The following is a 15,859-nucleotide window of genomic DNA, read 5'->3' as shown; positions in this document are numbered from 1 at the left end:
AGTATATGAATAAAAAGCCTATTGGTTATTGCCGTGGAGAAAATAGTACTTTCTTACAAAAAAGCCCTATCACTTTTCAGTGATGAGGGCCTTCCATTATTCTTCCATTGATTTCTCAGTTTTAAATTTCCCTGTCAGAGCAATAAGTTCATTTGTAATTTGAGCAAGTCCATTAGCATATTCTGCTGTCTCTTTTACCATCGCATTCTGTTCCTCTGCGGATGCAGAAACTTCTTCAGCAGAAGCCGCTGATTCCTGAATGGTTGTGGATGTCTCTTCAATCATGCCCTCAACTCTTTTAACATCTTCATTAATCATTTGAAAGGACTCAGTTAATTTCTCTAAATGATTCTTTGTATACCCAACCTTTTCATTTATGATTGTCAGTGTACTGCTGCCTTCCATCACTGTTTCAACCTGAGTACGGAACTGATTTAAATTATTTTCCATAACGTTCATCGTGTTAAATGTGTCTTTTTGAATTTTATTAATTAAATCCTTGATCTCTTCAGTAGCTTTATTTGTCTGTTCGGCCAGCTTACGTACTTCATCTGCCACTACTGCAAAGCCTCTCCCTTGCTCCCCCGCTCTTGCGGCTTCAATAGCTGCATTCAGAGCCAATAGGTTCGTTTGGGCCGAAATATCTGTAATAAACCGAATTATATTTTCAATTTCATTTGCTCGTTCGCCTAAATGCTTCACTTGTTCGTTGGCATGAGCAATATCGTCACCAAGTGCTACTAATACCTGCAGTCCTTCGAGAATCATCACTTGTCCATCCCTTGCTATAAGTGATGATTCCTCTGCATTGCCCAATGTTTCTTTTGTAAAATAAGTCCCTGTTTCAACCTGTTTTGTAATATTCACCATTGTCTCAAAGATATGGTTAGCTTTATGTGATTGAGTATCAATTCCAGATGCGATATACGAAACAGTGGTGGCAATTTGATCAGCAGCCACACCGGTTTGCTGAGTACCCTCTGCCATCTTAACGGTATTGGCATGGATTTTATCAGATGATTCCTTGATGGCACCTATTAAGTACACAAGCTCTGTACGCATTTGTTCCATTCCACTCGCAAGTGTGCCGATTTCATCCTTTGTTTCTGCAACAATTGGTTCTGTTAAATTTCCCTTGGCAATCAACATGACTTGTTTAGATAACTTCTCTATTCCCCGAGTAACCGGACGTGTCACTCTATAAACCATGGTGTAGCCGATCGCTAGGTTCATAACAAAAACCGTTAACGCAGTCGTTAAGGCCTTTCTCGTCTGCTCTGTCAATTGATTTATATCCTTATGAATTCCATCAACAGCCTGTTTCTGTAAGTCACCAAGCTGCTGTTCCATAGTTTGTTCAAATTGAGTAAAGATCACCTTAGGCTCATTACCAGCTTCTATCCCCTTTTCTGTGAAACTCTCAGCCATTAGCTGCCCGGATTGATAAAACTCGGTAAAGGAATCTGCTAATGAATCCAATTTTCCGGATGATACACCCAGTTTTTTTAAATCCTCGGCATGATTCTTAAATTCTTCTGCATACGTATCAGCCAACGAATAAGTATCAATCGTGTCCGAGCCTTTCGTAGCACTGATTCCTTTGAATACCTGCTGCACCTGAATAACATTGACTTTCATTTGATCTGTTAGTAGTACAATCTCTAAGGAACTCTTATTTATTTCCTGAATGCGCTTTTCATTCGAATACAGATTGTAAGCGAGAACAGCAGCTACTATTAAACTTAAAACAGTAACGCTGATAAAAGTGATAACAATTTTTCGCCTGATATTCATCTCTAAAATTCCTCCAAAAATTCCCGATATATCTTCCCGTTATCTATATCGGCCAGTTCTGCGTAATATGTAACCATTTTGTGGAGAAACCTATAATTTTTTGCAGAAATAATGGTAAATAGTGGTTAGAGCTATTTACTTATACAAATAAAAAGACCACCCTGCTTTGCAGTGCCTCGAAAAGGTAGTGTTCAACTTCCTTTTAAGAGTGCATTACATTTAGGGTGGTCCCTTCCTTTATCCCTTAAACTGCTTCCAGTTCAGATTGCTCTCATTTAATAGCTCTTCAAAGCTTTTATTTTTCTCGCGGCGTTTTCGTTCCTCACGCTTTTGTTTTTCCATTTGCTGTATTCGACGTTGCTCTTCTTCCTTTAATTCACCTTTTTTATTCTGCAATTGGCTCAAAATATCTTGATTTAGCAGATCTCCCAAGCTAATTGAGCCATCATCGTTTTTCTTGGATGGTTTATGTTTCATCATCGGATATTAGCTCCTTTTTTCTTTCTATTATAATGGGTCAGTCAAATTAAGTCAGGTATGGTTTTAATACTTTTTAATAGCCTCTATTTCCTTTTTCCTATTTAAGGCAAAAATTGTAACTTTATACCATATTATTCATATAAATATGATATGATTTATTAGGAACTAAAGGAGGGGTATGATGGGCAGAGAATTTGACCAGCTATTTGATGAATGGGCTGCTAATTATGATGAAACGGTATCCGGTTCTGATGACCAATATACCGATGTTTTTTTACATTATGAACAAATCCTAGAAACAGTTGCATCCCATGCGGAAGGCTCTGTAATCGAATTCGGAGTCGGAACAGGGAATTTGACTGCACGGCTACTGGAAAAAGGAAACCAAGTTCTCGGAATTGAGCCTTCCACAGAAATGAGAAAAAAGGCAAAGAAAAAGCTCGGATCCTTATCAATTGTAGACGGTGATTTCTTTCACTTTCCGGTTGAAAATGGAGTCGACACATTTGTAAGCACCTATGCCTTTCACCATTTAACCGATGAGGAAAAAGAGAAAGCTTTTGCTCTATACTCCAATCTTCTAACACCAGGCGGAAAAATCGTTTTTGCGGATACGATGTTTTTAACGAAAGAGGATCAGCAGGCGGTCATTGATAACGCTGAGCGCAACAATTTCGATCGATTAGCAGAGGATTTACGAACTGAATATTACACGACGATCCCTTACTTGAAATCAATCCTGGAAAAGCATCAATTTCATGTAACATTTGAGCAGCTAAATACATTTGTCTGGCTCATGCATGCCACTAAACAATAATTAAACACTAGCATCTATCCCTATAGCAATATAGGGTTTTTTCGTTTGTGAATCTGCCTATTATTTCAATGTTTGTTTTCTCTGCAGAATGGTAAACTAAAGGATGATAATGTGTTTTTCGGAGGGTTTCATTTGAAAAAGAAAAGATGGTATTTTATCTTCGGTGTCATGATTGCATACATAATCGGAATTGGCGTATTCTTCTCTAACATGCTGATGTATATGAAACGAAAAGATGTTGAGGTCGTTCGGAAACGTGAAATCGAGGCAGGCCGTTTTGACACTGCTTCCTTTCAAAAACTGCCTCAGGAGGAGAAATGGATTCAATCCAAACATGGATACCGGATTCATGCTATATTTGCAGAACCACATAAGGAATCAAAAAAATGGATGATCATTGCGCACGGAATCACTGAAAATAAGTGGAATTCGATTCGCTATGTCAATTTATTTGCAAAAAAAGGATTTAACACCGTCATTTATGATCATCGCCGCCATGGTGATTCGGAAGGAAAAACAAGCAGCTACGGATATTATGAAAAAGATGATCTTGCCGCTATTGTAGAAGAATTAAAGGCTCAAAAGGGTCATGATATTTTGCTTGGCATCCACGGTGAATCAATGGGTGCGGTCACCCTGTTACTATATGCCGGCGCCGTTGAGGATGGAGCTGATTTTTACATAGCGGATTGTCCATTCTCCGAATTCTCCGAGCAAATAGCTTACCGCCTAAAAAAAGACTTCCATCTTCCAAAATGGATGGTTCTCCCCTTTGGGGATTGGTGGCTTAAACGGAGAGATGGCTATTCATTTAGAGAAGTTTCTCCTTTAAAGGCAGTAGAGAATATAAAAAGCCCTGTTCTTTTTATCCATAGTTTAGAGGATGCGTATATTCCCTCAACCATGAGCGAGGAATTATATGAACACAAAAAAGGACCGAAACAGCTGTACCTAGCCGAAAAAGGCCAACACGCCCAATCCTATAATACGAATCCTGAAGCTTATGAAAAAGTAATCGATTCTTTTCTTAAAGCACATGTGCCCCCTTTCTTTTAGGGTGGCACTTTTTTAATGGCTGTTTTCGTAAGGATCATTTTTGCTATTATTCAATTAACTCGTTATTCTACTAAAGCCCCATTCGTATTATAAGGTTGATATGTTCTATTTTATTTTGACATTGATAACAACAATACCAATCAAAAGCCATAAAATATATAATGCAAATACATAATAGAAAAAACTGTCCGGAACCAAAGGGAAAAAAACAGATATAATGCCAAGGCCAATAAATAATATGCCCGCATACTTTGAAAGTTTCTTTTTATCTTTAACTTGACCTTCCACATATCCTGCTAAAATATGCACTTTCCCCTTTCCCCAAATGATATAAGCAAGCAAAAAATGAAACCCTGCAGTGATAAGACCAACAAAAAGCTCCACCATTTCTCCTCCTTTTATACAGCATTTGTATTATATATCTTATAATATTATTTCTTTCGCTAACCTGCCCCTACACAGCTCCTGATATTAGAACAATGCCCTAAGTAAGATAAGAACTTACTTTTTTATTCCATTTGTATTTCCGTAATGGTCAACATGATCTCAAGTCCTCTAATGTTGAGGATAAAAAAGTTTGGTCACATTCCATTTCAAAGTGTAATTCATTTTCCATATGTGCTTTTTCCTTAAAGTAACCTTGTAAAACAACTTGCCCCATTTGATTGAATACAACCTCTAATTTAAGAGAAGTTTCGTAATTCCAAAAAGTAGCCATTCCTTTAAGTTCACGATAGCACTTATCTAATTGCTTATAAAACTTATATATATCCCCAGTCGTAAACCACAATTCACCTAAGACATAATAGTTTCCGCTCTTAATTTCAACGATGCCCACAGCATCATAACCACCAAAATGACTTGTATCTTCAGGAAAACCACTTATATTTTGTGATTCAATTCGGATAAAGCCTTGATTGCCTTTAACAGTAAAACCATTCATAGTTTCAACTCGTTTCCCAGAAAGCTCATGTTCAATAATAACCATTGCGAATTCCATTTCTTCCTTAAGAGTTCAACAGAAAAGAACATTAATCCTCCCTAGATCTATGCTCCAGTTCGTTTTAATGCAACTCTCCACTATCTATCGTCCCTTTTCATCTAATCTATTGGTATAGAAATTAAAAACTTCTTCTGATTTTTCATATTCTACAAAGTTCTATATCATATCCCTTACTTTTCTTATTACTGCCCCCTTAGTTAATTAAACATATGTAAAAATCAAAATATCGACTTTACTTAACCATAAGAGATATGGGCTGTTCTTATCTAACACTTTAGAAGCTCGATGTATATCTAAAATTAATAACTATACTTCTTTACCTTAGAAATAGGTTCATTTTTGTATTACACAACAGAACCCGTTAAGGATACCCTCGCCTTACATATAATAAAACCGCCTATCCATTAGGCGGTTTTATACTTTATCATCAATTATTTTTCCCTAATTCCTCAAATATTCCAATCTTAAGCTTCACTTTTCCATTGTCATTTTCATACACATCTAATACAAACATTTTATAATCGCCGTAATTCTCATCAAAGAAATCTCTTGCGCTTTTTGGCATATAACAAATTTCTTCATAGTCTATTTCTAACGTGTCTTTGTCCTTTTCAAAATCATAGCCCGTATTTACTTCATTACCTACGTTATAAATCTCTGTAATAGCAAATTCATCCCTATGAGTGACAGTGAAAGTTTTAAGGGGTTTAGTGTCCTTGTAATAGTCCCATTCTGTTCTATCAGCTTCATTACAATATTTGCATTTTCTGTAGCCCATTTTTTCTGCTTCATCTGTTGCTATTGCTTTCCATCCTTTAAAATTTTCTTGATATTCGGCAGGCCAGTTCTTAAAACAATTAACGTGTGTATGATACGTTTTCCCGCCGTCAGATAACAAGCAAATATGGCTGTCATTAAGTGTTAAGTTAAGGTTATATTCCTTAGTTGTTCCATCTGAAAATGTAACGGTAACGGTTTCTTTTTCCAGCTTTTCAACCGGGCTTGATTGTTCAACAGGTTCAATAGATACAACGGGCGCTTGCTCTTGTTTTAAGATTTCAGCGTCTTGTGCAGTCTCATTTTTTGTCGGCATAACGGTCTGTATAGTTTCTTGTTTTATTGGTTCAGCCTCACGCGTCGTTTGTTGATTTCGATTTACTGGGCTTTCTTTTTGACGCTTAAAATATAGATACGCCGCCAAGCCCAAAATCAAAAGTAAAATACCAAGCATTTATCACATCTCCTCAAATATAATTACCATTTTGGTACATACTCGGACTGAAAATTTGTCCATGTCGAAAAAAGCATTTCTATTATTTAGAATCTCCTTTGATATCCTATCTTATGAGGTCTTTTATTAAGCCCTGTTTGTTTGATACTTCGTTGATCTTTACCAATCCAATTATAAGCCCAATATAAAAAGGCATTGACCTTCTTGGATCAATGCCTTCGTCAGCTGAAATATTTTGTATAAGCGCTTTGATATTTCTTAAGAAAATAAGTTATAACAATAAAGATAATGCCAATAATTACACCTAAACCAACCGGGACAAAGACTAACATAACAAACCTCCTATAAAATTCCATTTTAAAGATGATTAATACTAACACAATAATCTGAATATTTAAAGTTGTTTTTTCCATACTCTTAGACCTATTTAGTGAAAAAGGGAAAATTTAAATAAACACATTAGGATTCGAAACGTAAATAACATAAAGATTGAATTATTAATACCCACCTCCTTTTAGCATATGTTTACAGAAAAAATACTGGTATAATAAGGGAAACGAGATACTGAAAATTCTGAGTTTAGAGGTGTGTAAATGATTAAACAGAGAAGAGGCGGAATGGTTGGACGATAAAATTTATGATTTATCCAAACGAATAAGATATATGGAAGAAGAGTTAGTGGAGTTAAAAAAAGAGTTAAGAACCATACATAATGAAGTTAATCTTAATGTGGAAAACAAAAGTGAAAAAGTTGAGATAAAAAGAAATATCAAAAAACCTGAAATAAAACCAGAAAAAGAATTAATCAGCTTTGAATCTATGATCTCAACTTGGTTACCTAGAATATTTATATTCGTTTTTATTTTAGGAGTTATTTGGGCTTTTATGGCAGCATCTGAAAACGGATGGATAAATCCCGTGGTTCGTGTAATAGTTGGTTTCTTATTAGCTGGATTCTTATATATCATTGGAGAAAAGCAATATAAAAAGGCAAAGAATACGTTAGGAATAGTATTGTTAGGCGGAAGTATAATTGTTTATCTTATATCTGTCTTCTCCGGTAATGTTTTGTACCACATTATCCCATTCTATGTGACTGTATGTTTATTAGCGCTCGGAATATATATAGGAGTTTATCTATCGAGAAAATACAAATCTCAATCCTTGCTTACCATTATAGGAGTAGGTGCTTATTTTTACCCTTTCCTATTTGCAGGAGACAAAGGGAATGAATATGTATTTTATATATACGAAACTGCTGTATTTATAGGATTAATACTAGAATCTCTTAGAGGGCAATATAAAATCACTTGGAATGTGGCAAACTATGCATTTATGTTCACTGTATTATTTTTTGGATTAGTAGGCAGTGGGGAAATTTCAACCTTAACGTTCCTCACAATCGCTATTCAGCATTTCTTTATCATTTATTTAACATTTAAAACAAACAACATATTTGTTAAAAATATGTATATTCCAGCTATCACGATCGGTTCATTATTCATGCTCTTAATCGGAGTTGATGTGTTTGATCAAACACCAAGCTACCAATACACGTTCTATTCTATAATGGCTATTGTATATTCTTTGCTTAGTTACGTGAAAAATAAAAGTCACACTGAACTAAAAAACATTTTCTTTGTTATTTCGATGTTCTACATATTTATACTGCTAAACGATATAGTGATTGATCCATCATCAAAATTAATCCTCTTTACCATGCAAGCCGTACTAGTTTACTATTTTGCTCAAATAAGGAAGAGTATATTAGGGACAATAGCTAGCATAATACTGCTCTTATCCGTATTGGTACAATTATTCGACAAGCCGGGATACATGCTATCACTAGAAACTGTTGTTGTATGGATGATCATAATCAGCTTCTTCTTTGTTCTCTATATAAAAGAAACAATAACAAAAATCATCGACAGAAATATAATGAAATCTACTTTACCCTATATAATAGAAGTATTACTGATCATATTTATAAGCAAAATGGCATACTATTTCACAGATGATTCTTCTTTAATGATTAAGAATATCGGTTTGTCATTATCTTGGATCATTATCGTTGGAGTAACATACGGGTTATTTAGTTACTTTAAAGAAAAAGTTTGGAAAAACATCGGCTTAATATTCCTGTTTATTACGCTATTAAAAGTTACTTTCTACGACCTATCAGGTATAGATGTAGTTTGGAAAGCAATATTATTCATCATACTTGGCGTAATTGGGCTGCTTATTTCTAAGGTGTTTTATACAAAAAAATGAGTGGGATTTCCCTTTGCTTTCGTTTAAAAAAAGGTTCAGTCAAAATTTCTGACTGAACCTTTTGAATTTTCTCCTTATAGAGCCTATTGAAAGATGACATTCATCATTGGATTTAAATACTGATTAGGGCTTTTCAGCTGATAGCTATTTGTACTGCTGGAATAATCAATAATAAGCTTTTCATCTAAAAAGATTTCATGATATTTATTTAACCATACAGGATAGGCATTGGTTTCCCATTTTACTTCTTGAGAAGTAGTTTCTTTAACAAAATATAAATTGGTTACACCGCTTACTACGCAGCCACAGCCTTCTGTTTCATACTTCAAACAAAATACGCCTTCTTGATCTGTCAGCTTGTCTTTTACCTTTTCTAATGCTGCGTCTGTCCATGTAATTTCCACTGTTGTCCACCATGCTTTCTCTCTATTTATCTCATAGGTTCCCGATTTCACTTAACCCGCAAACCTGTTAATAATTAAATCTGAAATAAAAAAAGCAGCATTCAATGAACACTGCCTCTATGTCTTAAAAATGAACGTTCAGCTTAATGAACTGCTCTCGTATGTTTTTGTATCAAACTTTGTAAAGCCGCCACTGCTTCATCGCCAGTATACGTACCTTTATAACTGAAACCATTCTCTGAGCAATATTTTTGCCCTAATGCTACAGCATCTTCTTTAGTCATTTCTTTTTTTAACTCTCCTATAACTAATCCATAAGGTGCTTGATAAATCGTGCTATATTTTTCTTTTTCCATTTTTCTTTACCCCTTTTGTTTTGATATCCCATGGCAAAGTTATCAGAACTGAAATCGATGTTAAAAATTCATTATCTGTATATTTCTTACTTCTAGGTCTATATACATAGTAAACTTTTTGTGGAATTTTGTCTAATATTTGCGTTTTCATGTCCTCAAAATTGGGTAGTAAAGTTTATTTAGAACAAAAAAGAAGAGCCATAACCAACATATGCATAAGCTTATAGCAAATTGCAGGCCATCAATTTTTCAATTGTACGTCCATAATTTCCTGATAAAATACAAAACAAACATCTCCGTCCTCATCAACGATATGAAGCTTTTGAGCCTGTTCATTGCAATAATGAATATGTCCTTCCACCGTACCGTACCGGCGACTGGCTGTACGGTAATAGCGGATCATCACAGGCTTCCCATATTCCAAAGCCTCCATAATTATCGTATTCATCGCTTCCACTTGCTGTTCATCAAGCTCATTCCTTGTTTCATAGCTGTCCTCATGTGCCCATGCTCTAAGCATTGTTACGTGTTCAGGCAGCATCATTGATGTCCATTTTATTTTTCCGCGATCTCGAATCATTCCCTGCAGCCTCCATTTCACTTGTCTGTTATGCTCTATGTCCTCCAACCAACGTACTTCGATGCTTGGCCGTTCCTGCCTCTGTATACGACACGGCACGTAAAATCGCATTCGATCCAAATTTTTTACGCATTCGATCCATCACAAAGCCAAGTTCGCGTTTGCGCCAGCTATCCTGGTCAAATAGACTGATTTGCATCTCTCGATCGGGGATAACATTCGAAAGTGTAATAGAAATTTTCCTAACTGTTTTGCCTGTATAAAACCGTTCAAACAAGGTTAAACACATTTCATAAATATCCATCGTAATATTGGTCGGCGTTTCTCTTGTCATAGAGCGATGAAATCCGCCTCCAAATTCATCCTGGCTATAATAAATTCCCAAGCTGACGGTTCTGCCCGCCATCCCGCTTGCACGTGTTCTTCTTGCTACTTCCTCACTCATTTCCAGAATAACATGCTTGATTTCCTCAGGCTTTTTATAATCACGCAGTAAAACCTGGCCTTTTCCAAAGCTGATTTGCCCTTCCATAATCGGAGCACCGATATCCGATAAATCAACACCCCAGGCATGGTGATACAATTGATTGCCCATAATGCCAAACTTCTTTTCAAGCGTCGCCAGATCATAACGCGCCAATTGACCGATTGAAAAAATCCCCATTCCATTCAGCTTCTTTTCCATCGGCTTTCCGATTCCCCACATTTCGCTCAAGGGGGATAAGGGCCATAATTTTTCTGGTACATCCTCATAGGTCCATTGGGAGATTCCTTTTTTCTTGGCCTCCAAATCAAGACACAGCTTAGCAAGCAGCATATTCGGACCGATTCCAATCGCGCATGGAAGCTGGAATTCCCGATCAATTTCATCCTGGATTTTTTCAGCAATTTCTACGATATCTCCCCATAGACGAGTGGTCCCATCCACCTTTAAGAAGCTTTCATCCACACTGTACGTATGAATTGCGCTTTTAGGTACATATCGATTGAATAAACGGCTGATTTCAGTAGAGATACGCAAATACGTAGCCATATTAGGATTAACCTTTATAATGCGCGGATCATCCGGAATCTCAAACAATCTCGAGCCTGTCTTAATGCCAAACTCTTTCTTCATTTTGGGAGATGAAGCCAGCACCACACTGCCGCTCCGTTCCGTATCACTCACCACAGCCAAATAACATTCAAGCGGATCCAGTCCCATCATCACCGCTGAACAGCTGGCAAAAAAACTTTTCATATCCACGCACATAACATAATGATGCGGTAAAGTACTGTAATCAATCATGTTAAAACCTTCTTTTAAATAGAATGTATGTTCGTCTTTATTATATTCTTAATGATAAGCGAATATACGTTCGTATTCAATGGAAAATTATTTACAATTTATGTATAAGAGCATGGAAGCGTGCAAATACTTTAAGACAACGGACATAGTTCACCATAAAAATTTACGAAAACGTTTTAAAAACAGTCGCTTCATCTACTATTATTTTCACTTTTCTCCTTTTCAATTCGCTCATAAATAAGTAAATTAGAGCAATTATGTTGAGTTTCGTTCAATTATTACGAAAATCGCTCAATTCCACTCCATTTCCGCTCGATTATATGGAATTCCGCTCAATTAATATCAATTTCCGCTCAATTCCTGCGAAAATCGGCTGGATTACTAGACTAATCTAGCTTATACAGTCATTTAGTCACTCAAATTTTGACTCGTAAGTCTCGAAAACTCTTAATTTAAGATCTTTTTGCAAAAAATAATAGAAAAATTGATTACTAATCTATTTGAAGGGTTATATAGAAGGATGAACGAACTATGTTGGTTATTTCATCATGCAATGCTTTTCAATCATATAGAAAAAATATGATAGAGCCATGATTAGCAAATCCTAAAGCATAATGAATTCAAAATCTTCGAAAAAGATATATAATAGCAGTGTAAGAGTGATTTTCAAAGAAGTAATCTGATATATTTTCCAGAAAAATAAAAATAAAAGGAGAATGATCACATGATTGTTGTTCAAAACAAAATTAAAACCAAACCAGGTTTCGCAGAAAAAATGGCAGGCCGTTTCACTTCCGGTAACGAATTAGATAAATTTAAAGGATTTGTTAAAGTAGAGGTTTTACTTACAGAGGGCCTGACAGAATATGATGAGATGAGCGTCAATATGTACTGGGAGGATGAAGAAAGCTTCCTTGCCTGGAAAAACAGCGACTCCTTCAAAAAAGCGCACAAACGTCCGGAAGGCAAACCGAATGAAGCTAAACAGGACTCTCCTATGTTAGGAAGCCAACAAACTACATTTAGAGTAGCGTCTGTAAAAGAAGCAGCTCCAACAAAATAATGTACGCAAAAGGTCTTTCCAAAAACTTAGGAAAGACCTTTTATGCTATATTCTATCAATATAATCATGCTCAATTGTATTAATTAGCAGCAAACTCACGCACGGATAATCCAAAATCCATTTCCTTGGTTATAGCTTGCAACTGATAATAGTCACGCAGTTTTTCAACAATCTCTTCGGGTGGTTTTGCATGATAATACCCTTTTCGCGTAGTCGTCATACCACTAATTTTCTGCAAATCGACAAGTGATTCACACATTTTAATGGCCGAGCCGAATGAATCGATAATCGGGACATCTTCAATATGATGAATACCGTGGGTTGCTAAAAATATATTCATCGGACCTTCTCCAGGAATAATGACATCTGCCCCTTCGGCAATAGCTGTTTTTGCGGCAGCTTTAAATTTCTCCAAAATCGGCTCAGGATTTTTAAATCCTTCCAAAATATCATAAAATCCAATATCCGCCTGAATAATCGGGCCCAATTTTTGTTCAAGACCATATTGCTTCGCATTAAAACGTAACTGATCTGCCAGTGGAGCTAAAAAATTCACGATGCCTATTCTTGTTCCAAGCATTGAGGCAATATGCATGGATGCCTGGCCGTAGCCAATAACCGGGATGTCCACTAATGAACAAGCCTCAATCAAGCCGACATCCGGTATGGTAGCTATAAAAACAGCATCATACCCTGCCCTTTCAGCAATCAATGTGTTTCGAATAAATTGCTCTTTATGCAGGCTTTGCAGATAGTTGTAGGTAATATAGTGCCCCGGGTATTGAGCAGGATAAGTCTCCTTTGTCATTCCATGTAAGACGACATCAACATCTGGTCGAGCAATTTTGGATACATGCTGTATGACCGCATCACGATATTCAGGTATGTCTTCAATGGAAGTTAAGCTTTGATGCCAAATTTTCATCGCGCTACCTCCTCTTCCTTTATTCGAAGGGCTTGTTCAGCAGCAATACGTCCAAAAATAGCTGCCTTTCCGAGCGAGCTCCCTGTCATATAACCCGCTCCATGGAAGCCACCCACCATTTCTCCGGCTGCATATAATCCTTTAATTGGGTCGCCGAACGGATTTAAAACTTCTGCATCCTCGTTTACACGAACTCCTGCATATGTAGCGAGCATAGCAGTCACTGTTTCCATTGCGTAAAAAGGACCGGTTTGAATCGGGGGTGGCTTACCAAATGTATGGGTCAATGTGTTACGACCGAATGGGTCATCACTGGTAATAAGATGCCTATTATATGAGTCAATCGTTTGGTGAAGAGATTGACTTGGGAGACCTGTTTTTTCGGCCAATTCCTCAAGTGTCTCAGCCTGGATAATTAAGCCTTCATTAAACAATAATTGAAAATCATATAGCGCATCATGTTCGACACCCTGATCCATAACCGTTTGATCCCAAACTTGAAATGTATGTTGATTAGGCTGCTGCAATGCAGCATCACCCAATAATTTGTAGGAAATCGACTCATTAACAAATCGTTTCCCCTGTTCATTCACAATGATGCCGCCTTTATAAAAGGCATGAGCCTGCCGTTTCTTTTGATTAGTAGAACTCGGATGAAAGCCGTATGTTCCTTTTAAGTATGGAAAATCCTCTAACCAGGCACCTACGGAAGCTGCTAATTTAATGCCATCTCCATGGTTCCCTTCTCCACCTAACCTGATTGTGTGTTCAAGCTGTGGTGCAAAGGCTCCTAATAAATCTTCACTTTGTGAGAATCCACCTGCGGTTAAAGCGACCCCTTTAGATGTATAGCATTCCTTTTGCTCGCCATTTTGTTGATAAAGTACACCCACTACTTTTTGTTGCTCAGTTAGCAAACGTACGACAGGACTATTAACATGCAGTGAAACACCATTATTCAAAGCATGGTTTTTCAGTGTTTGAATGGCCTGATCAGGAATGATCGTATGCCCCCGAGGGCTTGAATGGCCACTTACGGCCTGACAATTTTGAAATATTACTCCATGTGAAACTAACCAGTTATAAGTGGAAAGCTGATGTTTCCCATATGCCTGAACCAGATTTTTATCATTTTTAAATTGACCGACAACATACAAATCATTCATCAAACTCTCGGTAGTATCACTTATGCCAAGCTTACTTTGAAGTTCTGTTTCAGCAAACGCCATAAAACAACCGCTAAGCAATGAACTGCCACCGATGTCTGCCTGCTTTTCGAAAATGACAACATTGGCACCTCGCTCTGATGCCTCAACAGCTGCACAAAGACCTGCCATGCCAGCACCAACAATAATCAAATCAAACTGATTCAAAAAGCTACACTTCCTTTACTGCCTCGACTACACTTAATCCTGCCTCACAAAGCTGCATATCATGCGTATAGTGACCGCCGCTGACGCCTATTCCGCCTACACACTCACCATTAACGTGAATTGGATAACCGCCGCCAAAAACGACCAGGCGATTGGTATGTACTAAACCTGTCATTAAAGGTGGATCATCTTTTAAGCGATCATACCACTCATGGGTTGCACGATTGTATGCTGCAGCTGAAAATGCCTTGTTTTGAGAAATCTCCAATGCCAATACAGGTGCTCCATCCATTGCTGAAAATGCTTTTAAATTACCTGCTTTATCAACAATAGAAATCGCAAATTTCATTCCCAGTTCTCTTCCCTTTTCCTCTGCTTTTTCAAGCATAGCTTTGGCTAGTTCCAATGTAATCGTTTGTTGCGTGTAAGCATAAGTAAATTCTTTCATGATCCTATCCCCTTTATTATTTATTTTGCTATACCGACAGGCGTTCCGGCACCAAAAGCCTCAACCGAAGTAGCGGTAATAGCTTTGCTTTTTGGCAGTGCTAAATCAGCTATAACATGAGCAATATCAATCGGCTGCAGCCAGCCTGTTTTATCAATGTTAGTCCCCAATGCATCCGTCATTTGTGAGTCTACCGGACCGGGGCAAACTGCATTAACGCGTATGCCAAAAGGTTTCAATTCTTCTCCCAATGCCTTTGAAAAACCAATAACTGCATGCTTAGAGGAAATATATGCACTGCGATTGGGACCGCCTTTTGTTCCCCAAATGGAAGAAATATTTATAATAATCCCTTCCTGGCGATTTTTCATCGAGTCCACAACCTCACGGCAGAAATAATATGGTCCGTGTACATTAACATCAAACATGTTCATCCATTCTGCGGTTGTCGTTTCTGTAAATGGCTTTAGCAGCATGGCACCTGCATTGTTAATTAATATATCAATCGGTCCCAATTGCTTGTTAACCTCATATACGGCTTTTTTTACTTCCTCTTGATTGGCTACATCACAAGATACAGCTATCGCTTTTACTGAATAGGTTGTACGAATAAAATCAGCAACTTTTTCACACTCTTCCTGATCCAGTGCACAGATGGCGATATCCGCGCCACGAGAAGCCAATAAAGCGACGGTTTCTTTACCAATTCCACGGCTTGCACCTGTGACAAGAGCCACTTTTCCCTTTAATTCCACCCAATCATCTCCTTT

Annotated in this window: 17 protein-coding genes; 4 read left to right on the top strand and 13 right to left on the bottom strand. The window is 37.2% G+C overall.

Features of this window, described 5'->3' with window-relative positions; genetic code table 11:
• Positions 1-96: 96 nt before the first annotated feature.
• Positions 97-1,209, bottom strand: a complete 1,113-nt coding sequence (locus tag FHY45_RS09090) for a methyl-accepting chemotaxis protein (protein ID WP_373925475.1) — start codon at positions 1,207-1,209, stop codon at positions 97-99.
• An 822-nt stretch (positions 1,210-2,031) separates the two neighbouring features.
• On the bottom strand, positions 2,032-2,274 hold the full coding sequence (locus FHY45_RS09085) for a YqkE family protein (RefSeq protein ID WP_306821548.1): 243 nt from the start codon (positions 2,272-2,274) through the stop codon (positions 2,032-2,034).
• Between the two features lie 181 nt (positions 2,275-2,455).
• On the opposite strand from FHY45_RS09085, the gene FHY45_RS09080 reads away from it, so the two are divergent.
• Both FHY45_RS09080 and FHY45_RS09075 read left to right on the top strand, forming a co-directional pair.
• Complete coding sequence (locus FHY45_RS09080) at positions 2,456-3,091, top strand: class I SAM-dependent DNA methyltransferase (RefSeq protein ID WP_139891998.1); 636 nt, start codon at positions 2,456-2,458, stop codon at positions 3,089-3,091.
• A gap of 132 nt (positions 3,092-3,223) precedes the next feature.
• Complete coding sequence (locus FHY45_RS09075; RefSeq protein WP_306821547.1) at positions 3,224-4,147, top strand: alpha/beta hydrolase; 924 nt, start codon at positions 3,224-3,226, stop codon at positions 4,145-4,147.
• Positions 4,148-4,252: 105 nt separating this feature from the next.
• Here FHY45_RS09075 and FHY45_RS09070 read toward each other — a convergent pair whose 3' ends face one another.
• From FHY45_RS09070 to FHY45_RS09060, 3 genes are all read right to left on the bottom strand, one after another.
• Complete coding sequence (locus FHY45_RS09070; RefSeq protein WP_066107697.1) at positions 4,253-4,531, bottom strand: DUF3784 domain-containing protein; 279 nt, start codon at positions 4,529-4,531, stop codon at positions 4,253-4,255.
• A 151-nt stretch (positions 4,532-4,682) separates the two neighbouring features.
• Positions 4,683-5,135 (bottom strand): WapI family immunity protein, encoded by a 453-nt coding sequence (locus tag FHY45_RS09065; protein ID WP_139891691.1) that lies wholly within the window; start codon positions 5,133-5,135, stop codon positions 4,683-4,685.
• 442 nt (positions 5,136-5,577) lie between these two features.
• Positions 5,578-6,381 carry a hypothetical protein gene (locus FHY45_RS09060; RefSeq protein ID WP_139891689.1) on the bottom strand — a complete coding sequence of 268 codons (804 nt, stop codon included), beginning with the start codon at positions 6,379-6,381 and terminating at the stop codon, positions 5,578-5,580.
• Positions 6,382-7,002: 621 nt separating this feature from the next.
• On the opposite strand from FHY45_RS09060, the gene FHY45_RS09055 reads away from it, so the two are divergent.
• Complete coding sequence (locus FHY45_RS09055; RefSeq protein ID WP_139891687.1) at positions 7,003-8,652, top strand: DUF2339 domain-containing protein; 1,650 nt, start codon at positions 7,003-7,005, stop codon at positions 8,650-8,652.
• 83 nt (positions 8,653-8,735) lie between these two features.
• Here the strand turns inward: FHY45_RS09055 and FHY45_RS09050 are convergent, their stop codons facing one another.
• The 4 genes from FHY45_RS09050 to FHY45_RS09035 form a co-directional block, all read right to left on the bottom strand.
• A complete protein-coding gene (locus FHY45_RS09050) occupies positions 8,736-9,056 on the bottom strand; it encodes an iron-sulfur cluster biosynthesis family protein (protein WP_066107713.1) in 321 nt (106 codons plus the stop codon).
• 143 nt (positions 9,057-9,199) lie between these two features.
• Positions 9,200-9,412, bottom strand: a complete 213-nt coding sequence (locus tag FHY45_RS09045; protein ID WP_066107718.1) for a hypothetical protein — start codon at positions 9,410-9,412, stop codon at positions 9,200-9,202.
• A gap of 241 nt (positions 9,413-9,653) precedes the next feature.
• Positions 9,654-9,992, bottom strand: a complete 339-nt coding sequence (locus FHY45_RS09040; RefSeq protein ID WP_066107721.1) for a YolD-like family protein — start codon at positions 9,990-9,992, stop codon at positions 9,654-9,656.
• Positions 9,993-10,020: 28 nt separating this feature from the next.
• Complete coding sequence (locus FHY45_RS09035) at positions 10,021-11,280, bottom strand: Y-family DNA polymerase (protein ID WP_139891685.1); 1,260 nt, start codon at positions 11,278-11,280, stop codon at positions 10,021-10,023.
• Between the two features lie 724 nt (positions 11,281-12,004).
• On the opposite strand from FHY45_RS09035, the gene FHY45_RS09030 reads away from it, so the two are divergent.
• Positions 12,005-12,343: a heme oxygenase gene (locus FHY45_RS09030; RefSeq protein WP_139891683.1), complete on the top strand. Its 339-nt coding sequence runs from the start codon at positions 12,005-12,007 to the stop codon at positions 12,341-12,343.
• Between the two features lie 79 nt (positions 12,344-12,422).
• On the opposite strand, the gene FHY45_RS09025 is transcribed toward FHY45_RS09030, so the two are convergent.
• From FHY45_RS09025 to FHY45_RS09010, 4 genes are read right to left on the bottom strand one after another with little or no spacing between them, the layout of a single operon-like run.
• Positions 12,423-13,268 (bottom strand): aspartate/glutamate racemase family protein, encoded by an 846-nt coding sequence (locus FHY45_RS09025; protein ID WP_139891681.1) that lies wholly within the window; start codon positions 13,266-13,268, stop codon positions 12,423-12,425.
• Positions 13,265-14,641, bottom strand: a complete 1,377-nt coding sequence (locus tag FHY45_RS09020; protein ID WP_139891679.1) for an FAD-dependent oxidoreductase — start codon at positions 14,639-14,641, stop codon at positions 13,265-13,267. Before FHY45_RS09020 ends, FHY45_RS09025 begins: the two co-directional genes overlap by 4 nt.
• A 4-nt stretch (positions 14,642-14,645) precedes the next feature.
• Positions 14,646-15,089 (bottom strand): GlcG/HbpS family heme-binding protein, encoded by a 444-nt coding sequence (locus FHY45_RS09015; RefSeq protein WP_139891677.1) that lies wholly within the window; start codon positions 15,087-15,089, stop codon positions 14,646-14,648.
• Positions 15,090-15,109: 20 nt separating this feature from the next.
• Positions 15,110-15,844 carry an SDR family NAD(P)-dependent oxidoreductase gene (locus FHY45_RS09010; protein WP_139891675.1) on the bottom strand — a complete coding sequence of 245 codons (735 nt, stop codon included), beginning with the start codon at positions 15,842-15,844 and terminating at the stop codon, positions 15,110-15,112.
• Between the last annotated feature and the right edge of the window lie 15 nt (positions 15,845-15,859).

This window comes from Bacillus sp. D386, from assembly GCF_006346415.1.
The sequence above is the reverse complement of the archived record's forward strand: the minus strand, read 5'-3'. Positions and strand labels throughout refer to the sequence as shown.